Source organism: Paenibacillus sp. GCM10027627 (assembly GCF_042675505.1).
GTDB lineage: Bacteria > Bacillota > Bacilli > Paenibacillales > Paenibacillaceae > Pristimantibacillus.
Genome location: NZ_JBHTHB010000004.1, coordinates 350,404 through 369,557, shown reverse-complemented (window position 1 = coordinate 369,557; position 19,154 = coordinate 350,404). Strand labels below are relative to the sequence as shown.

General features: G+C 48.9%; 15 protein-coding genes. 6 read left to right on the top strand and 9 right to left on the bottom strand.

Annotation, left to right across the window (positions count from 1 at the left end; genetic code table 11):
* Positions 1-323: 323 nt before the first annotated feature.
* The 5 genes from ACFQZE_RS16315 to ACFQZE_RS16295 all read right to left on the bottom strand — a co-directional run bounded on the left by ACFQZE_RS16315 (position 324) and on the right by ACFQZE_RS16295 (position 6,098).
* A complete protein-coding gene (locus tag ACFQZE_RS16315; RefSeq protein WP_379358851.1) occupies positions 324-1,538 on the bottom strand; it encodes a cation:proton antiporter in 1,215 nt (404 codons plus the stop codon).
* A 2-nt stretch (positions 1,539-1,540) separates the two neighbouring features.
* Complete coding sequence (locus ACFQZE_RS16310; RefSeq protein ID WP_379358849.1) at positions 1,541-2,032, bottom strand: cation:proton antiporter regulatory subunit; 492 nt, start codon at positions 2,030-2,032, stop codon at positions 1,541-1,543.
* The gene (locus ACFQZE_RS16305) at positions 2,029-2,472 is read right to left on the bottom strand and encodes a hypothetical protein (RefSeq protein ID WP_379358847.1); all 444 of its coding nucleotides are present in this window, start codon (positions 2,470-2,472) and stop codon (positions 2,029-2,031) included. Before ACFQZE_RS16305 ends, ACFQZE_RS16310 begins: the two co-directional genes overlap by 4 nt.
* Positions 2,473-2,576: 104 nt before the next feature.
* Positions 2,577-4,112 (bottom strand): HD domain-containing phosphohydrolase, encoded by a 1,536-nt coding sequence (locus ACFQZE_RS16300; protein ID WP_379358845.1) that lies wholly within the window; start codon positions 4,110-4,112, stop codon positions 2,577-2,579.
* 222 nt (positions 4,113-4,334) lie between these two features.
* The gene (locus tag ACFQZE_RS16295; protein WP_379358843.1) at positions 4,335-6,098 is read right to left on the bottom strand and encodes a 5'-nucleotidase C-terminal domain-containing protein; all 1,764 of its coding nucleotides are present in this window, start codon (positions 6,096-6,098) and stop codon (positions 4,335-4,337) included.
* Between the two features lie 290 nt (positions 6,099-6,388).
* Here ACFQZE_RS16295 and deoC point away from each other — a divergent pair, with 290 nt between their 5' ends.
* Positions 6,389-7,078 (top strand): deoxyribose-phosphate aldolase, encoded by a 690-nt coding sequence (gene deoC / locus ACFQZE_RS16290; protein WP_379358841.1) that lies wholly within the window; start codon positions 6,389-6,391, stop codon positions 7,076-7,078.
* A 49-nt stretch (positions 7,079-7,127) separates the two neighbouring features.
* On the opposite strand, the gene ACFQZE_RS16285 is transcribed toward deoC, so the two are convergent.
* Complete coding sequence (locus tag ACFQZE_RS16285) at positions 7,128-8,000, bottom strand: aldose epimerase family protein (protein ID WP_379358839.1); 873 nt, start codon at positions 7,998-8,000, stop codon at positions 7,128-7,130.
* A gap of 201 nt (positions 8,001-8,201) precedes the next feature.
* Positions 8,202-9,395 carry a peptidylprolyl isomerase gene (locus ACFQZE_RS16280; RefSeq protein ID WP_379358837.1) on the bottom strand — a complete coding sequence of 398 codons (1,194 nt, stop codon included), beginning with the start codon at positions 9,393-9,395 and terminating at the stop codon, positions 8,202-8,204.
* A 183-nt stretch (positions 9,396-9,578) separates the two neighbouring features.
* On the opposite strand from ACFQZE_RS16280, the gene ACFQZE_RS16275 reads away from it, so the two are divergent.
* The 4 genes from ACFQZE_RS16275 to ACFQZE_RS16260 all read left to right on the top strand — a co-directional run bounded on the left by ACFQZE_RS16275 (position 9,579) and on the right by ACFQZE_RS16260 (position 17,294).
* A complete protein-coding gene (locus tag ACFQZE_RS16275; RefSeq protein WP_379358835.1) occupies positions 9,579-11,024 on the top strand; it encodes an HD-GYP domain-containing protein in 1,446 nt (481 codons plus the stop codon).
* Positions 11,025-11,104: 80 nt separating this feature from the next.
* The gene (locus tag ACFQZE_RS16270; protein WP_379358833.1) at positions 11,105-14,977 is read left to right on the top strand and encodes a response regulator; all 3,873 of its coding nucleotides are present in this window, start codon (positions 11,105-11,107) and stop codon (positions 14,975-14,977) included.
* A gap of 108 nt (positions 14,978-15,085) precedes the next feature.
* Positions 15,086-15,799 carry a response regulator transcription factor gene (locus ACFQZE_RS16265; RefSeq protein WP_379358831.1) on the top strand — a complete coding sequence of 238 codons (714 nt, stop codon included), beginning with the start codon at positions 15,086-15,088 and terminating at the stop codon, positions 15,797-15,799.
* A 193-nt stretch (positions 15,800-15,992) separates the two neighbouring features.
* Positions 15,993-17,294 carry a putative bifunctional diguanylate cyclase/phosphodiesterase gene (locus tag ACFQZE_RS16260; protein ID WP_379358829.1) on the top strand — a complete coding sequence of 434 codons (1,302 nt, stop codon included), beginning with the start codon at positions 15,993-15,995 and terminating at the stop codon, positions 17,292-17,294.
* Positions 17,295-17,363: 69 nt separating this feature from the next.
* On the opposite strand, the gene ACFQZE_RS16255 is transcribed toward ACFQZE_RS16260, so the two are convergent.
* Both ACFQZE_RS16255 and ACFQZE_RS16250 read right to left on the bottom strand, forming a co-directional pair.
* Positions 17,364-17,582: a hypothetical protein gene (locus ACFQZE_RS16255; RefSeq protein ID WP_379358827.1), complete on the bottom strand. Its 219-nt coding sequence runs from the start codon at positions 17,580-17,582 to the stop codon at positions 17,364-17,366.
* 121 nt (positions 17,583-17,703) lie between these two features.
* Positions 17,704-18,096 carry a hypothetical protein gene (locus ACFQZE_RS16250; RefSeq protein ID WP_379358825.1) on the bottom strand — a complete coding sequence of 131 codons (393 nt, stop codon included), beginning with the start codon at positions 18,094-18,096 and terminating at the stop codon, positions 17,704-17,706.
* A 152-nt stretch (positions 18,097-18,248) separates the two neighbouring features.
* Between ACFQZE_RS16250 and ACFQZE_RS16245 the strand changes: the two genes are divergently transcribed.
* Positions 18,249-19,109 carry a serine/threonine protein kinase gene (locus ACFQZE_RS16245; protein WP_379358823.1) on the top strand — a complete coding sequence of 287 codons (861 nt, stop codon included), beginning with the start codon at positions 18,249-18,251 and terminating at the stop codon, positions 19,107-19,109.
* Positions 19,110-19,154: the final 45 nt, after the last annotated feature.

Genomic DNA, 19,154 nt, shown 5'->3' with positions numbered 1-19,154 from the left:
TGTTCTAAAAACCACTAAATGAACTAATGAGCACCAAATGAAGCGTTTAGTTGTTCTAAAAACCACTAAATGAACTGATGAGCACCAAATGAAGCGTTTAGTTGTTCTAAAAACCACTAAATGAACTGTTGAGAATCAAATGGAGCATTTAGTTGTGTTAGAAAACACTAAATGAACTGATGAGCACCAAACGGAGCATTTAGTTGTGCCAAAACCACTAAATAAGCTGGCGAGCACAAAGTAAGGCCTTAGAAAAAAAGAGAGCGGAGCAAACGTATCGTTTGCCCCGCTCTCTTTTCTTTAACGCTTCTCGAAGCCGGAAATCACCCCGTCTGCCTATGCGCTTTACGCTTATCCCATTTGAAAATGGCGTTAAGCCCTTTATAAATATGTTTGGATTCCTTCGTAAGCAAAGGTCCCATAATCGCCAATATGAGAACGTACAGAGCGGCAAACGGCTGAATTTTTTCATCCAGGTTAGCTGCGATCCCTACATTTGCGACGATGATGGAAAACTCTCCGCGGGAGACGATTGTCAGCCCGATATTGGAGGATGCTTTTGGCGAAAGACCAGCGCTTCTGCCTGCCAGCATGCCTGCAACGAAGTTACCGAATAGCGTGAGCGCAACGGCGCCCAGCGTCAGCCATACGGCGCCGCCCAGCTTCGCTGGCTCAATCGTGAGACCGAAGCTGAAGAAGAACAATGCGCCGAAAAAGTCGCGGAAAGGCAAAATCAGATGTTCGATCCGTTTCATGTGATTCGTTTCTGCAAGCACAAGGCCAAACAGCAGCGCTCCGATTGCTTCCGCGACATGAATCGTTTCTCCAAGGCCTGCCACAAAGAAGAGTAAGCCGAAAATGAGCAAAATAAATAGCTCGTTTGACCGAATATCGAGCAGCTTGTTCAACAGCGGGGCTGCCTTTCTTCCCAGCACGATGAACAGCAGCATGAATCCCAGAGCGTAGGATGCAGAGAGCAATACGCCGCCTAATGAGGATTCCGTACTCAGTACAAGGCCCGATAGAACGGAGAGGTAAACGGCCAAAAAGATATCTTCGTACATAATGATCCCAAGAATCATTTCCGTCTCAGGATTTGCCGTCCGTTTCAAATCGACCAGCACCTTAGCGACAATTGCGCTGGAAGAAATGGTCGTGATGCCTGCAAGCACCATCGTTTCCGCGAAGTCGAAGCCGGTAGCGAAACCGAATATCAGCCCCAACGAAAAGTTGATCAAAATATAAATGGTACCGCCGACTGCGATATTGCGTCCTGACTTGATGAGTCTTCCTACAGAAAATTCCAAACCAAGATAAAACAGCAGGAACAGAACCCCAAGACGACCTAGAAAATGAATCGTCTCCGCGCTATGAATGAACGTAAAATCAAGTACGCCTATTTTAGGAGCATGGGGCCCGACTGCCATTCCGATCAGAATATAAAAAGGGATGACAGAGAAGCGGATTTTCGCTGCCAGCAGTCCGGCTAAGGCAACGAGAATAACGGCGAGGCCGATCTCAAGCACCATGTGGTCCATTGTTAACGGCTCCCGTTTTTGAGCATCGCCTTAAGCAGTTTCAATTGCTGGCGTTCGCCTGCGACGATTAGAGTCGTATCTGCTTTGAACTTGTAGTCCGGACCTGGGTTGATATGCTTGCCATCCTTTTCAACGGCTGCAATAATCGTTGCTCCTGTCGTCTGTCTAATGTCTGCTTCTCCGATGCTGAGCCCGATGCAAGCGGCTCCGGATTCGATTTTGTACCATTCGATCGTAAGATCGTCCAGTGCCACTTCAATCGTTTCCAGCGCCTTCGGCTTATAGGTCATGCCACCCACAATAGCAGCGATTTGGCGGGCTTCGTCATCCTCAAGCGTCACCATGGAGATGCTGTCGTCCGGATCGTCATAGTCAAAGTGGTAAAGCTCGCGGCGTCCGTCATCGTGAATAACGACTACGAATTTGTCCCCGCTGCGCGTAATAATTTGATATTTTTTTCCGATTCCCGGCAAGTCTGATTCTCTGATGTTCATAATAAGTTAGTCCTCCTAGTAGCGTCTTTTTCAAGTTTTCCAAATGATTGCTTTCTATATTCATCCACATAATTCGAGGTATATTTCATCACATTGACGATTCGATCCCTTAGCCCCTGTCTATGCGGAGTACGGAAATACGAATCGCATATGGCCAATAGATAGATGACGAGCAAGCTGCTTGTGACAGCAAGGATATCAGGACTGTTCGGAAGTAGAGCCTTGGTCTCCGAAGGATGCTTGCCAGGCCCCGACTGGACATGAAGCGCTGTTCCGCTTGAGGTAATTTTTCCCGAACCGGCGGTCAGCTCAAAGTTATTCCCTGCCTGATATGCAAATGAAGCGGTTATAAGCAGCGGGAGGAGCAGAAAGAACGTCAAATAACGCTTCATAAAGCGTTTGGAACCATTTATAGCGCATGAATGCTCTATTTTGTCCATATTCCGCCTCCTCCCGTTTGATCTCATTGTTGACCTAATTCTAATAATTATAGCCTAGTTACGCAAAAACATAAACTCAAGAGGGGAACATTCCTGTATTTTCATTAGCTGGTTTTCCGGATGCTTTCGATAAAATGCAAAGTCAGATCGGGATCCCACTGGGTCCCTTTGCCCTCTTCCAAGATGACCAAAGCCCGCTCAATCGACATTCCCTTCCGATAAGGGCGGTCGGATGTCATCGCATCGAAGGCGTCGGCAATGGCAATGACTCTGCCTAGCAAAGGGATGCCCCTCCCTATTAAGCCGTCGGGGTAACCTCTTCCATCATATCGCTCGTGATGCGAGCGGATGCCGGGCAGCAGAAGAGCCATCGCATCTGCGGGTTCGATCTGCTTGACGATCTTTTCACCCAAAGCGGGGTGCAGCTTAATTTGATCAAATTCCTCGTCGGTTAACTTGCCTTCTTTCAAAAGAACGGCATCTCTTATCCCGATTTTTCCGATGTCATGCAACAGGGAAGCTTGATGCGCCAGTTGAAGCTGCTCCTCGCTCCAGCCAGCCGCCCTGCCTATTTGGACGGAGTAGCGAGCCACTCGCTCCGAATGGCCCGCCGTATAAGCGTCCCGAGCATCCAGTGCCGCCGCCAAGGTGAAAAAGTAGCTTTCGATAAGCTGATTGTTGCGTTTTTCCCGTTCGCGCAGCCCTTCCACCATATGATTAAAGCCGGCAACCAGTTTGGAAAACTCGTCGGAATAAATATCGTCTGCTCTAACGGACAGATTGCCTTCTTGAACATTTGCCATCGCTTGCTGAATCGTTTGAATAGGGTCCTGAATATTTCTCGACAGCAGAGAGGCGCCTAGAAACGAAAAGGACATTCCGATGATTAAAATGATGGCAGCCCATTGCCAGTAAGAATCCGTACCTTGGCTCGGAATACCCTCCATTCGAATTTGAGAGGCGAAGGCAAATAGCAGTAAAGGCAAAGTACCGATCAAAAATGCGGAAAGCCGGAATTTGGTGCGGATGGAGACGAGCACATGGCCTCCCAGCGTCAAGTCTTGTTTGTAGAGCTCGATATGCCTTTGACGAATGTAAGAAATGACGGGCCGAATGGCAATCGATGTAAAGAAAAACTCAATCATCGCATGCATGCTGGCTACCATTAGCGCTCCCGCCCCCGCTACTAGCAAGTAGCTATTTGGAATGTGGACCAGATCGGTGGAGATGAGCACCAGGCTTAGCAGGACGGCCGGAATGGACATGCCGAGAAAATGGGGGCCGAACGTTCGCTTGACCGCAAGCAGAGGGAAGCGATGGGTTTGCAAATAAGCCTGCTCCAATTGTTTTTTTGTGGGAACGTCATGGTTGAACACTTTTGCAATCGGCTTTAAATGCCGAAAAAAAATAGTCAGCTCGGCGATCAGCATAATAAGTAGAGAGAGGAGCAAAACGACGCCTAGCAGAGACAATTCCTGAAGCGGAATGCTTAATGTGTTTACGATGATGGTGCCGCCAATGCCCAGAACGGCGATGGCCGAGCCGAATAGGTAATTGCGGAGCAGCGTTTTTAAAAAAGAGACATACAAATAGCGCGACTCCTGCGGAGACGGGTGTTTTTTGCCTGATGCGGTTAACATGTTAGGAGTGCCTCGCTTCCATTTACGGCGAAATCTAGTTCTTATTTCCTGTATTTTACGATGGTCCTACTCGGAAGTACAGGGGAATGATCGCAGGAACGGGACAATAGAGAGTAGAAGGACGGCAAAAAGATAACGAAATGACAGCAAAAAAGAACCTGTCAAGGCTAAGGGCTTTGTCCCTTCGGAATCGCCAATGACGAGGTTCTTTGATTATTAGGCTTATTTAGCTGGTAAAAGAATCTTTTGTCCCGGATAAATGAAATCCGGATTTTTTATTTTGTTCAGTTCGCGCAAAATTTGCCAAGTCGTTCCGTGCTTTCGTGCGATGCTCCACAAAGTATCGCCTTTTTTCACCACGTAAACCGGAGCGGGCTCCGGCTTTGGTTTCGGTTCGGGTTTAGGCTCGGGCTTAGGTTGCGGCTTTGGCCCCGGCTTTACGACGGGGGTCGCTCCTTCTGCAATTCGCCCTTCGACCTTGGGATTTGCCGATCCCAAGTGTTTCATGTAGGAGATGAGCGCTTCGTCAAGTGAACCGAACATGCCGGCTTGAGGATATTTTCCAAGCATGACATATTCGTCGCCGCCAGCCGCTAGAAAATCATTGGTCGCAAACGTATATACGGCTTTGTCATCGACAGCTTTTCCTCGAATTTTAATGGAATGTACCCGCTTGCCCGGCTCGGCGGACGGATCGATGTTGAAGCTCATTCCGCCGATGTGGGGGAAAGCGCCTTTTGCGTTCGGATAATCGGAAACGCCGTTTTCCAGTGCGGCTCTTATATCCGCTCCCGTCACTTTCAACGTAACGATTTGGTTGCCGAAAGGGAGGACGGTAATGACTTCGCCTTTTGTAATGATGCCCTTGTCTATGGAAGCTCGAATGCCCCCGCCGTTTGTGAGCGCAACATCGGCTTTTGTTGCATAGAGCAGGGAGTCGGCGATCAAATTGCCCAAATTCGTTTCACCCGCCCGCACCTTTTCCCGAGAACCCTCCAGCTCTACATCGGTTTTGCCTACTTCCTCGGCCAAGATCGCTTTCTGCTCGGTCAAGACGGCCTCGACTTTAGCGGCTACCGTTTTGTTCGGAACAATGTTTTTGGCTTCCTCGGAATCAATGAGCTTAGCTTCGCGTTTCGTCACTTTGCCGTTTTCAACCCAAAGGTCGACCACGCCTACATGCTGAGTATACTCTCCCGTACTGACGATCAGCGTATCGTTGCCTGCTTCCAGTCCGTTTTCCAGCTTGGAGTGGCTGTGGCCGTCAACGAAAATGTCAATTCCTTTTACTTCGCTTGCTACTTTGAGGCTGGTGTCCACGCTTGACTCATCAATGCCGAGATGCCCCAGTGCGATAATGACATCCGTTTTGGGTTCAAGCTCGTCCACTATGGTCTGTGCTTCCTTGGTAGGGTCGCCGAACTGGATGTTTTGAACATTGTTTGGATGTGTTTTATACGCCGTTTCCGGTGTAGTCAAGCCGAAAATGCCAATTTTTAAGCCATCTAATTCTTTAATGATATAAGGCTGGAAAACCCGCTTGTTCCCCTTGTCTCTGACGTTGGCGCTTAGGAGCGGGAAACTTAATTGCTTTGATAATTCCAGCAGTCTGTCGGTGCCGTAATTGAATTCGTGATTGCCCGGCGCCATAGCGTCATAGCCCATCAGCTCCATGGAGTCGGCCACGCTTTGGCCTTGAACTAAAGTAGCGAAAGTAGTGCCATGAATCGCATCGCCTGCGTCAAGCACGAGCGTATTCGGATTTTTGCTTTTGTAGTCCTCAAAAATGCCGGCAATTTTGGCGAAGCCCATATCCGCTCCACCGGATACCGCTCGCGCATGCATATCGTTTGTATGCAAAATCGTTAAATGTTTCCCTTTCTCCGGGGGCGTCGCAGTGCCGCTTGCGGCCGCGCCGCCTGCCAAATTCAGAATCAATGCTGCGCTTATTGCCGCTGACAACAACCATTTTCCCTTTGTTAACATGTCGAAATCATCATCCTCCGTCTATGTTAATAGTTTGAAAATCGGTACATGTTGTTATTCAACGGGAATACAATTTGTTCCTGTAGGCGTTGATTTAATCTTTAGTAAAAAAGCCCATAATCGCTTACAAAATAGGGCAAAGTAAACCGACGCAAAAGCGTTTAAATCGTCCCCTTCTCAGAACAAGGGATGGAAGGCGGTTATAGCTGTTGTTGTTTGGCCCAAAGCTTCGTATAATGAAGGGTGCATAGACGAGATACCCCTTTACATAGGGATTGGAGGAACAACGAATGGACAACAAGACAAACTGGTCATCGGCCGAAGTGGCCTCTATGATCGATCATACGATTTTGAAAGCGGATGCTACAAAGTCAGATATTATTGAGATTTGCAAGGAAGCAAGAGAGCATCAATTCGCAACGGTTTGCGTCAATGCGGGTTGGGTTAAGCTGGCGGCAACCGAGCTTCAAGGCTCCGGCGTCGGCATTACGACAGTAGTCGGATTCCCGCTTGGGGCGACGACGACCGCTTCCAAAGCGTTCGAAGCTGAGCAAGCCATCTCCGAAGGAGCAACCGAGGTTGACATGGTGCTGAACATCGGCCTGTTGAAATCGGGCGATTGGGAAGGCGTGGAGCGCGACGTAGCTGGAGTAGTGGCGGCTTGCAAAGGAAAAGCGGCGCTTAAAGTTATTTTGGAAACGGGCTTGTTGACTGACGAAGAGAAAGTGACCGCTTGTGAAATTTGCGTGAGAGCGGGAGCCGATTTCGTAAAAACGTCGACTGGCTTTGGCAAAGGCGGAGCTACGGCAGAAGATATCGCGCTTATGCGCCGCACAGTGGGTCCTGAGCTTGGCGTCAAAGCATCCGGCGGAGTTCGTGACTTGGAAACCGCGCTTCTTATGCTTCGTTCGGGCGCTACCCGCATTGGCGCAAGCGCAAGTGTAGCGATTGTTACCGGAGGCCAAGGAGAAGGCTACTAAAGAACAAATAAAAACGCCGAGAAGTCGAATGGACTTCTCGGCGTTTTTTCTACGATTCGCAGCTAATAATGAGATTGGAATGAATGCTTTCCCCTGGCTGGACAAATACGAGCTCCTCGCGGCGGTTTAATTCCAGCGGCTTAGCCATCCATGGTTCAACGCATACAAACGGACGGTCCTTCACGGACCAAATGACGACGTATTTAAAAAGGTCGTCATAGCGAAGGCGTACTCTAGTTTGCTCCGATACAGGGAAAGCAATTTCGCTCTGTTTTGCATCGAGCAGGCATACCGACTCAACAAGATTTTCGAGATCAATGCGGCCCGTATAAGCTTTCTCCAGATTGTCGTTAAAATCCAAGTAGCGTGTCGCATCTGATTCGTAAGCAATGTCTTTTTCGCCTTGAATGGCGAAGTACGGGTGGAAGCCGGCGTAGAAAGGCATAGCTTCCGTTTCTCCCGCGTTGCGGTACTGCTGGCGGGTATGGAGCTCTCCGTTGACAAGGGCATATGTAAATAGCAGCTCGAACTGGAACGGATAAGCCTTAAGCGTCGATTCATTTGCCCGCAGGCGGAGAGTAATAGAAGCTTCGCCTTCCGAAGCGGTATCGACAACTTCCCAAGGAGAAATCCGAGCTACTCCATGCTGACCCATTTGGTACGTTTGACCGTTCCATTCGTAGACCGAGTTTTGTACCGAACCGCAAATGGGGAACAGAATAGGGTTGCCCCCACGGATATTGGCCGCCGGGTTTTCGAAGGTAGTCTTGTCCAAATAAAATAACTCTTGTCCGTGCAATTGGCACGAAATGACGATGCCGCCTCTTTCCGGGCAAACAAGCACACGCGAAGACGTGTTTGCTTCCTTTAATTCGTAGATCGTATAGGTATCTTCAAAGCGGTTAACTTCATACTGGCTCATGATGCTACCTCCAAATTGGTTTTGTTTTTTTCATTTTGCCTTAATCTCCTTGAAGAGTAAAGGGAGGAGTTCAGGCAAAGCGATGAACGGTCGCAATAAACAAGCGCAATGGAGGAATTGGCGGAAATAGGGCGCAAAATGTAAAAAGCCGATAACGGGGCAACCAGTTAAGGTTTGCCGTTATCGGCTTCGATGAATCGTTTATTGTGCTGGAACTTCGCTGGCTGGTGCTTCGGCTGCCGGAGGCTCGCTCGCAGGAGTTGTTTCTTTTGGCGCAAGCGTGTTTTCAATTTTTGCTTTTGCTTTAATTTCTTCAAGCCATGGACTAGCAAGCGTTTGATTCACTTCGTCTGCCACCAGCTTGGCGCGGGCAAGAGATTTTTTGTCCTCGCTTGCAGGAGTGCCTGCTTTATAATCGGTTTTTTTGATAATATGGTAACCGAATTCGCTCTTCACCGGCTCGCTGATTGCACCGACTTCAAGGGCAAACGCAGCTTGTTCAAACTCGGCAACCATAGCGCCTTTACCGAAGAAGTCCAGGTCTCCGCCTTTTTCTGCGGAACCGTCAGTCGACTTGGCTTTGGCCAATTCCGCAAAGTCTTTGCCTGCTTTCAACTCTGCATAAATAGCGTCCGCTTCTTCTTTCGTTTTCACAAGGATATGGGAAGCGCGAATCTGCTCGTCGGAACCGCCGAACTTGCCTTGGTTGGCGTCAAAGTATTCTTGAACCGCCTCGTCGGTGACAGTCGATTTTGGCTCAAGCACTTTGCGGACCATAGCGCTTAGACGGAAATCTTCGCGCAAGTCTTCTTCTGTAAAGCCGTTTTGCGCAAGAGCTTCATTAAAAGCGTCAATCGTAGGGAAGTTCAGCTTCAAAATTTCGATTTCCTGCGTAATATCTTCTTCTGTAAAGGAAATGCTCGCGGCTTTAATTTCCTGCTCTACAAGCTTCTCCAAAATCAGATTTTCCATAGCGGATTCGCCATTGCCTTTGACAAGCTTCTCGTACAGCTCATCTTTAGTAATTTTCGTTCCGTTTACTGTAGCAATCGCTTCATTGCCGCCAAATGGCGGTTTGATAACCAGAACGATGATTAGTGCCGCAGCTAGCAGAGCGGAAAGAATAATCCAGCCGAGGCTGCTTTTTTTCGGGGGAGCCGCTGCGCCAATCGCTGCTGTTGAAGCAGCGGAATACGGAGTTGCAGCAGTCGCGGGGCGATCGCTCTCCTCATTCTCAGGCTTGTCCAATCCAGCTTCTTCTTGGCTGTCTTGTTGCTCGGCAAGATCGTGAGCCTGTTCCTCGATATGTTCGTTTTCCGTGGTATTGCGGTTGTCTGTCGCAGAGTCGTTATCTTGTGGCTTTTCATTCGGCTGCTGCGATTCTTTGTTATTCATTCCATAAACTCCCTTCAAATTGCAATTCTTCAACTACTATATCAAATCATCGTCAAAAAATCCTTAATCTAAAATAAAAAAAGCTTATAGGATGTCGAATCGATTGAATTGTTTTAGTATACTATTAGTAACTGCAACGACAATTAATGACAGAGGCGATCTTCATTGAAGGAGGGTTCGGTTTTGGTAAGGCATTCCAAGATTTATGCGACGCTTGCCGCGTTGATGCTGGCGCCGCTGCTCGGTTACGGCTATATTCTGGTATCTCCGTATGATGTGGAAATCCATACGCCGGACGGCCATTTTTACATTGTAAGCGTAGTCGCTGTGCTCGCCCTTGCGGTAGCGGCTGCCATCGGTCTCGTTGCGACCCGGATTCGGAACATAAAGGTCAGCTTTTTATCTCTATCCTACGTTTCATTGGCGGCGATGTTTACTTTGCACGGTCTGTCGACGCCCGGCTTTTTGATGCACCATTCCTCGATTTCCGGCAACGTTGCGCAATTAAGCGTACTGATGTCCGCGTTTTGGTTGTGGCTGTGCTCCATTTCTGCCGATCATAAGCTGGTTAGATGGCTTTCTCTTAAACAGAAATGGCTGCTTCCGGTTTGGTCTGTGATGATGCTGGCTTTTGGCTTGTTTTTGTGGTTGAACCCCGATTTTGTAAATTTGCTCCATTTAAAGGGCGATATGAGCAAATGGGTCACGACCGCCGTCATTTTTGTACTGAACGGCTGGACGATGTACCGAAATATGCAGACGTACATGGTTTCTAAATTTCCGCTCCAACTCGCTATCGTCTATAGCACCGGCTGGATGCTCGTCGCTCAAATTATTATGGTGACAGGCGAGCCGTGGATGGCAAGCTGGTGGTTATATCATTTCTTGCTGCTGGCATCGGTTATCGTCATGGTGTATGGCATTATCCGGGAGCATTTAAGTACAGGCTCGATCACCTCATCTATCAAAATGCTTTTTCGGGCAAATCCCGAAGACTGGATCAATACATATATTTCTCCAAGCGTTCGGGACCTTGTACTCGCCACAGAAGCCAAAGATTCCTATACGGCTGGACATAATTACAGGGTCGCACTTTATGCGCTTAAACTTGGAGAAGAGATGGGACTCTCTTCCTCCCAGCTTCGAGCCATCGCGCAAGGAGGGCTTGTCCACGACATCGGCAAGCTGTATATTCCGGACGGAATACTAAACAAACCGGGCAAATTAAACGACGAGGAGCGGGCCATTATCGAGTCGCATCCCGTCTCCGGCTTTGATGTTTGCAAAAGGCTCGGCTTTATGGTCGAGGAGCTCGCGGTTATTCGCTCCCATCATGAAAAGTGGAACGGAAGCGGCTATCCCGACCGGCTCTCGGGAGAAGATATCCCGCTTGTCGCACGTATTACGGCGGTTGCCGACGTTTACGATGCGCTTACTTCTTCCCGTTCTTACCGTCAGGCGATGTCCCAAGATGAGGCGATGTCGATCTTGCTGAATGAAAGCGGAAGGCACTTTGATCCTAGATGCATTCGTGCTTGGGAGAGGCTGGTTGTGGAACACCAGCAGTTTTTCCAGGATACGCTGGTCAACAGCCCGCATTTGAAACTGGATGATAAAATAGCCAGATAATGTTCGAACGATAGAAATGATAGGCAGCCAAATAAAGCCAGTCAGCGCAGGTGCGCATGTACGGTTGGAGGGAAAGCGCGATGAACAGGATGTCGCTTAGAACAAAAGGATTGATTCTCATCGTGATCATTTCGTTTATTCCCTTGCTTCTGGCCGGCTTCGGAAGTTATTCCGCCGTGAGGGATGCGATGCTTCGCACCGAAATCGATAAGATCGGCAGCAAGCAAAACACCCAAGCCGGCAATATTGCCGCCTGGATGGACATTCGGCGTGCGGAAGTGCTGGTCATGAGCAGAACTTCCGTGATCCGCTTTGGCACTAACAAAGAAAGACTGGACTATTTTGAAAGAGAGCTGGTTCGCAGCGGCTTCACTTATCATGCGCTGGGCTTTATCGGGAAGGACGGAATGGCTTTTCGAAGCGATGGCCCTCCACGCGACATGAGGGCGGAGTCCTTTTTCCAATCCGCTATTAATGGTGAATTAACGATAACAGATCCTTACAAGCCGGGGTTCTCCGTTATGGAGCAAACCTTTATTGTTGTGCCTGTATATGGCATTGGAACGGAGATCGAAGGTGTCATCTACGCGTCCATCCCTTTTTCCGCATTTGACCGATTTCTTGATTTTGGCGACGCCAGCTCGCCCGTTCGTTTTTATAACGATAAAGGGAGCATTATTTATAGATCGGACCCTGAGCAAGAACCCCTTTCTTCCCTCCAGGGGGACCCTGTTCTAAGCACCGTCGCAGAGGAGATATTGAGCTACAAAGAAGGAAATGTAAAGGTAAAGGTGGATGGCGAGCCGCACATCGTTTTTTACGCTAAGGTGTCAGGGACGCCTTGGAGAATTGCGCTGCAGGAGCCGGTATCAAAGCTGGAGAAAGCGTTATTGCCGATTCTCTGGAAAATCGTTGCGACGATCGCGGTATCCGAGCTCATTATCAGTGTATTGTTTTATCTTTATTTCGAACGGATTGTGAAGCGGCTGGAAAACATTTTGTCTGTGACTGAGCAGGCGGCAGCGGGTCAATTTCAGGCCAAACATCTCGATACGTCCCAGTATGATGAGATTGGTCAGCTAGCTCATTCCGTTAATGGGATGATGGAGCATTTGCAAGATTTGTTCGACCGGCTGAACGCCATCATCAATCAAAACCAATATGGATTTATCGTGCTTGATAATCAATACCGGGTTACCTATTTAAACGTTGCCGCAGAAAAAATGCTTGGTTACAAAACGGAAGAGCTCGTGGGTCATGCTACGCCGCTTCTATTTATGGATTTGGAAGAGATCAGATTGGAGGCGGAGCATCTGTCCGCCGAGCTTGGAAGGAAGGTACAACCGGGACTGGAAGTGTTCAAGGAGCTGCGAAACCATAGATTTTCCTACGAGCGGGAATGGACCTTCGTTCATAAAAACGGAACCCGCATCCCGACGCTGCACAGTTCGAACGGACTACGGGATAGAAGCGGCAATTTTTCGGGCGTCGTTGGCATGGTTAGAGATATTTCGGACAAGAAGCATGTGGAAAAAACGCGCAATCGGCTGCTCGATATTGTAGAGTCCGGCAAAGATTTAATCGCCTCCGTCGATATGGAGGGCAAAATCATTTATATGAACCGAGCCGGCAAAGAGATGTTAGGCCTTGTTCATGCGGGAGAAGAAGAATCTGTCGTAGAGAGGTATGTCGAACCCCAGATGTACGAGCAGTTGCTGAAAGGCGCCGAGCTCGCGAAGGAATACGGGTATTGGGAAAGCGGCGCTCAATTGCTTAAAGTAAATGGCGAGCCGTTGTTTGTATCGATGGTTGTAGTGGCACATGTGGAATCACATACGGGCGAAATGTTTTTTTCGTGTATAGCAAGGGACATTTCGGAACAAAAGCTAGTTCAAGAGGAACTGGTCCGCGCAACGCTTGCGGCGGAGGAAGCGAACAAAGCCAAGAGCCGGTTTATGGCGCTTATGAGCCATGAAGTCAGAACGCCGCTCAACGGCATTATCGGCTTGACGCAGCTGATGCTCAAGACGGAATTGTCGGTTATCCAGAAGGATTACTTGGATAAAATGATGATGTCCTCGGAGTCTTTGCTGCGCATCATTAACGATGTGCTCGACATTTCGAAGATCGAGGCGGGAAAAGTGGAAATGGAGCGGCTGCCGTTCCAGCCGGAGGAGCTATTGCATCGGATTGCCAACGGGCTCAGCGTCTTTCTGGGCGGCAAAGAGCAGTTCGAATTTATGATCAAAACGCCGGATCGGTTGCCGTCCTTGCTGTATGGGGACGCCCTTCGGCTGGAGCAAGTGCTGCTTAACCTGTGTATGAACGCCATAAAATTTACTCCGCAAGGTCATGTGAAGCTAGAGCTGGAACTGTTGGAAGAGTCGGCTGACATGGTTAAGCTCCGTTTCCTTATTGCGGATACAGGAATCGGCATGAGCAAAGAGCTGATGGACAAGCTGTTTAAACCTTTTATGCAGGCGGACAGCTCGACTACGCGCAAGTATGGCGGAACAGGTCTGGGGCTCGTTATTTCCAAAAGCTTGGTCGAGCTGATGGGCGGAAAGTTGAATGTGACCAGCGAAGAAGGAGTCGGCAGCCGTTTCTATTTCACTCTTGCGTTTGCCGCCGATCCCAATTGGCAAAATTCCGAAGCTGCTGTCCCGCTTCTAGCCGGCGAGGGCAATGTGTGGATTGTAGAAGACGATGTCAAAATGCGCGACCATTGGAGTTATTTGTTCGAGTCTTTAGGCTTGTCTGCCATCACTTTCGACAGCTGGCAAGGGGCAACTGAAAAGCTCCGCAGAGTGGGGCAGGGAGTGCTGCCCCAGTTGCTGCTGATGGACATGGAAATGCCGGATATGTATGGCATCGATACATGGAGAGCTTTCAGCAGCGAGGCGGAGCAAGCTGGAGCTCAAATCATCGCACTTACCACGACTTATGGACGAGATGAATTGCAGCAGCTTCCGCCGGATGAACGCCCGATTGCCATATTGACGAAACCGGTAACAAATTCGGCCATTGTCCGCGTGCTTGGGGAGGCTTTCCGCAAGAGGAGCGTCATCACCCAGCAATCGGCTCAGCCACACAGCAAGCAGCCGGAGCCGTCTCAGGAGCAGGGAAGCGGTAGTAAAAAAATATTGCTGGCGGAAGACAACAAGATCAATCAGTTGGTGGCCGTTGAAATGTTAAAGGAAAGAGGATACGAAGCCAGCATTGCGGAAAATGGCGAAGAAGTGCTGCGGATGATGGAAGTGGACGCTTGGGACCTCATTATGATGGATATCCATATGCCTGTAATGGATGGCACGGATGCGGCGCGGATCATTAGAAGCAAGCCGGAGTTCGATCATATCCCGATCATTGCCGTTACCGCTAATGTGGTGAAGAAGGATCATGAGCATTATATGAGCCTTGGCATGAACGACGTAGTGACGAAACCGCTGTCGAGCGATCAGCTGCAAGAGGTGCTGGATTATTGGCTCGATAAATCGAGCAAGCTGCCTAGGCGGAACTTAAGCGAAGGGGCGGACGGCCGGGGAACGGAGTTGCTCCCTGGAGGTTTGTTCAGAGCGGGCGCGAATGGCCTTGCTGATATTCCTGGAATGGATGTGGAGAGCGCGCTGGAGCGGGTAAACGGCAAAAAAGCGATTTTGCTTCATATGATCGAGCAGTTCCGAATGGACTATGAATCATTTATGGACCAATTTCGAATGATGCTGAAGCAAGCCGAAATGGACACGGCGCTGCGTATGATCCATACGCTCAAAGGAGCTGGCGGGTATTTGTCCGCTTATGAGCTTGTCGAAGCCGCAGGCGAGGTGAATACCCTTTTAAAGGGGACCGAGCCCGATTCGAAAGAATTGCAGCTCGCACTGGCCCATTTGGAAAAAGAATTAGCTAAGCTGCTCACGGGTCTTCAAGAAGCGCGAACAAAGCTTCGACAATAAAATCTAACATTTTTCTAACAATCTGTTGTTCCTAATGTTTCCGTATTGTATAGTAGAGTTACTACATATAATCGACAGAAATCTTCAATTTATTAAAGGGTGACGCCAATGCATAAAGTTCTGGTTATTGAAGATGACGTCATGATGAGCAACATGCTATCCATGTACCTGACGGAAGAAGGGTATGCAGTGAAGCAGGCTTATCGCGGAGACGAGGGATTGAAGCTTGCGACGGAGTTCAACCCGCATCTCGTTCTTCTCGATCTCATGCTGCCCGATATGGACGGCATTGAGGTATGCGCCCAAATTCGCTGCTACTCAAAGGTGCCCATCATGATCTTGTCTATGAAGAGTGAAGTGTCCGAACGCGTGCAAGCGCTTAAGACGGGGGCCGACGATTATTTATGCAAGCCCTTCAGCATGCACGAGTTGACCGCCAGGGTCGAGGCGCTTATTCGACGTTCCCATACCGTCATTGGTGAAGCGGTCTCTCAAACGGCTGCTGCAATAGCGGTGGAAGAAGTGGAGCCTATTCAACTGGACGTAGAGAGGCGATTGCTTCTCGTTCGAGGGCAATTGGTAGAAACGACTTTTTCTGAATATGAGCTCATGAAGCTGTTTCTCGGACATCCCGGCAAAGTGTTTAGTCGCGAAGAACTCATTAATGCAATCAGAGGCTTCGATTCTTTTGTGACGGATCGGGCCATCGATGTACACATCGTCAACCTCCGCAAAAAAATCGAGCAAAACCCGAAGGAGCCTAGGCTGATTCGTACCGTCTGGGGTTTTGGATACAAGTACACGGCACAGAGCGCGAACTAGCGTGTCTATTGCATGAATCTATCAAATTGGCGTCCCGCTCTAGCGGGGCGTTTTTTCGTTGGAGCGGGGTTTCCCCCCATCTGGTTAAAATATCTAACAATCTCCTAAAAGTCTATCCGGCATTTTTCTAATAATTCTATGCGACTATTGGATTAAACCTTAGGAACGATATTTTAGGAGAGGGGAACTTCACATGAAAGGGACAATCGATTTACCTGGGCGCAAAGACGCATTTAAACAGTTGGAAATGGCTATTGCCAACGCTCGTTTGGCAGGTAAGCGATTGCTGGTGGCTTTGGTAGATGTCGATCGGTTTTATCGGGTTAATGAGGCAAAAGGAACGGAATTTGGCAATTATGCGCTCATTATGATTGCAAAACGGCTGGCTGCAGCGGGCAGAGCGCTGTCGGAGGCGGCAAATTCAGCGATCTCTAGAATAGAAGGCAATACATTTCTCGCTATTATGGAAGTAGGACAAGAGACTTCGAACGATTGGCGGATGGTAGAGGCCATTAAATATGCGGTCGAACAGCCGATTTCAGACGACGGAAAAGAGCTGTATTTAACGTCCAGCATCGGAGCAAGCTTGTTTCCGCAGGACGGTTATACAAGCGAGCAATTGATATGCCGGTCTGAGTCGGCTTTGCACCAAACCAAAGAAAACGGAGGCAATCGGGTGCTCTTTTATAACAAGGAAGATACGCTTCGGATGAACAGAAGAATAGCGGTTGAGAGCGCGCTTCGCCCGGCCTTGTCCCGTGGTCAATTTTATTTGAGCTATTTGCCCTCTTATCGATTGTCAGACGGCCGTATTAAAGGCTTTGAGGCGCTGATTCGCTGGAAGCATCCGGAACTGGGCAATATCTCGCCAGGAGAATTTATTCCGATTGCCGAGCATAACGGATTAATGGTGCCTATCGGAGAGTGGGTGCTTAGAGAAGCTTGCAAAATGCTGGCGGGACTTACGCAGTACGGATCGCAACAACTCACCATGTCGATTAATATATCGCCGGTTCAGTTGATCGACCCCCGTTTTCCGGGAATGGTTCTGAACGTTGTGCGGGAATATGGCCTACAGCCACATTCGATTGAGCTGGAAATAACGGAACACATCATGATTCACTCCTCAGACTTATCCTTATCAGCCCTCACTCGTTTACGCGCAGCAGGTTTTCGAATTGTGCTGGACGACTTTGGCACGGGTTATTCCTCAATTAGCAATTTAAAGCAACTGCCTATCCATGGTTTAAAAATAGATAAATCATTTGTGAAACAAATTGACAGACAAAGCGCGGAAAGACATATTGTAGAGGCGATTGTCTCTTTAGTTCAGAAGCTTGGTCTGGAAGTGACCGCAGAGGGCGTAGAGTTCATAGAACAATACGAGCTGCTGAAGCAATGGGGCTGCGATTATGTTCAAGGCTTTCTATTTGGCCAGCCTATGGAGCCTACCAAAATTGACACAACGATGTTTCGTACTCCCAGCCTGTCATAAAGCGATACCGAAAACAACAAAACCGGCCTAGGCTTTATGCCTTGTGGCCGGTTTTGATTTTGTTTCCTGTTAGCTGACTTCCAGGTACAGCTTCGTGCCGTCGTTATATTGAAAGATGGCGACGTCGCGCACCATTTCTACCGATTTGATTCGTTTCCACTTTTTCCTAAAATCAAAGTTCAGTTCCAGCTCGGACAATTTATGATGAAGCAGTTCTACGGATGCGGATTGTTCGGTCGGATAATAGACAGGGACGGAACGATTTTTGAAGGTAACGATTCGCATCATCGTACCATTCACCTCCGGTTGCGTTTTTCCCATTTTACCGTGAACATTTTAGCCCCTTATGAAACTGTCGTCAGGATAATGTTTGTTTTATTCATACTTTCCTAACAAGTTTCATAACGGCTTAGGAGCTACTGCTGTACTTCCATTTTTTCTTATAGTATCCGTGACCGTATTGATGATTGTATTGCGGCGGATGGTTCGGATACGGCGGTGGCGGGTATTGGCCATTTTGATTTGGATAAGGCGGCTGACCCGGATGCTGACCGTGTTGATTTGGATAAGGCGGCGGTGGGTATTGGCCATTTGGATATGGTGGTTGCCCCGGATGTTGACCGTGTTGATTCGGGTAAGGCGGATGCTGGTTATGTGGATATGGCGGCGGCGGGTAATGTCCTTTTTTGAAATCGCTGCTGCTTAAGTGGTGATAGCCGTGTCTCATTTTTTTGAAATCGCTGCTGCTGTAATGGCGATAGCCGTGTTTTCCTGTTAGTGAATATAAAATACGCTTTAACATGCGGAAACCTCCCTCAAGGAATGGTGAAAATGTATGGCGTTGAATATGTATACGTTAAATCAAGCTGGAGGTTTCTAATCGATCCGCCATTTCCGCTAACTCGACAGGAAGGGCCTGGCGCTTGTAAGCTTAGGTTAGGAGCTGATGCATGAATGTGGAAAAAGCTTGCGCATAGATGCGCTGAAATGATAAACAATTGGCGGGATTATCCGTTGCAGCCGGGAACGGTATGGCAGGGACGATACCGCATCGAGAAGATGCTGGGCATGGGCAGCTACGGCCAAGCTTATCTATGCTTGGATCAAGCGTCAAACGAGCTTGTGCTGCTGAAGCGCAACAAACCGAGCAAAGGCAAAACAGGCATCGCGTTGCTGCGCAGGGAAAGCGAGCTGATGGGGACGCTGGACCATCCGCAAATTCCAAAGTGGCTGCATTATGGCAAGCGCAACCGGGATGAAGCGCTAATTATGGAGTATATAGAAGGGTATAACTTGGAGCAGGTTATTTATGAGCAAAATGAAACCTATACGGCCGAGCAAGCCTTAAAACTGCTTGAAGCGCTGCTTGAACCGCTCCGCTATCTTCATGAACGCGGCTATGTCCACCGGGATGTGCGCATTCCAAACGTACTCATTCGCAATGGCGCCGTCTATTTAATTGATCTCGGGCTCGCTTGCGGAATCGGCGAGGAGCTGCCGAACGATTTGCGCCTAGCGCTTGGAGAAGACAGCGGCGCAATGTACGGTGCAGCCATAAAGCGTCGAATGCGAAGCGCGAACATTGCAAGCGACTGGTTTGGGCTGGGCCATCTGTTTCTGTTTGCGATGTATGCGGGTTATACTCCCCCGGACGATGCGGAAGAACGAAGCTGGGAAGAGGAGCTTATTTTGGAGCCGGAAGTGAAAGCTTTTGCCCGCAAGCTGCTGAATGACGAGAACGCTTGGGAGACGACTGAGCAATGCGAGCAGGAGCTCAAGTCTTTGCTTGCGCAACTGGGCACAAAGCAAACATAGCTGCGATGTTTATATTAAGCGGTGAACCAAGTATAGTCACGATGG

What these genes read in the sequence shown, in the direction of transcription:
- ACFQZE_RS16300 (WP_379358845.1), bottom strand. Translation starts at nt 4,112, where the DNA reads ATGTTAACCGCATCAGGCAAAAAACACCCGTCTCCGCAGGAGTCGCGC.
- ACFQZE_RS16260 (WP_379358829.1), top strand. Translation starts at nt 15,993, where the DNA reads ATGAAAGGGACAATCGATTTACCTGGGCGCAAAGACGCATTTAAACAG.
- ACFQZE_RS16270 (WP_379358833.1), top strand. Translation starts at nt 11,105, where the DNA reads ATGAACAGGATGTCGCTTAGAACAAAAGGATTGATTCTCATCGTGATC.
- ACFQZE_RS16280 (WP_379358837.1), bottom strand. Translation starts at nt 9,395, where the DNA reads ATGAATAACAAAGAATCGCAGCAGCCGAATGAAAAGCCACAAGATAAC.
- deoC (WP_379358841.1), top strand. Translation starts at nt 6,389, where the DNA reads ATGGACAACAAGACAAACTGGTCATCGGCCGAAGTGGCCTCTATGATC.
- ACFQZE_RS16295 (WP_379358843.1), bottom strand. Translation starts at nt 6,098, where the DNA reads ATGTTAACAAAGGGAAAATGGTTGTTGTCAGCGGCAATAAGCGCAGCA.
- ACFQZE_RS16245 (WP_379358823.1), top strand. Translation starts at nt 18,249, where the DNA reads ATGTGGAAAAAGCTTGCGCATAGATGCGCTGAAATGATAAACAATTGG.
- ACFQZE_RS16265 (WP_379358831.1), top strand. Translation starts at nt 15,086, where the DNA reads ATGCATAAAGTTCTGGTTATTGAAGATGACGTCATGATGAGCAACATG.
- ACFQZE_RS16250 (WP_379358825.1), bottom strand. Translation starts at nt 18,096, where the DNA reads ATGTTAAAGCGTATTTTATATTCACTAACAGGAAAACACGGCTATCGC.
- ACFQZE_RS16315 (WP_379358851.1), bottom strand. Translation starts at nt 1,538, where the DNA reads ATGGACCACATGGTGCTTGAGATCGGCCTCGCCGTTATTCTCGTTGCC.
- ACFQZE_RS16305 (WP_379358847.1), bottom strand. Translation starts at nt 2,472, where the DNA reads ATGGACAAAATAGAGCATTCATGCGCTATAAATGGTTCCAAACGCTTT.
- ACFQZE_RS16310 (WP_379358849.1), bottom strand. Translation starts at nt 2,032, where the DNA reads ATGAACATCAGAGAATCAGACTTGCCGGGAATCGGAAAAAAATATCAA.
- ACFQZE_RS16285 (WP_379358839.1), bottom strand. Translation starts at nt 8,000, where the DNA reads ATGAGCCAGTATGAAGTTAACCGCTTTGAAGATACCTATACGATCTAC.
- ACFQZE_RS16255 (WP_379358827.1), bottom strand. Translation starts at nt 17,582, where the DNA reads ATGATGCGAATCGTTACCTTCAAAAATCGTTCCGTCCCTGTCTATTAT.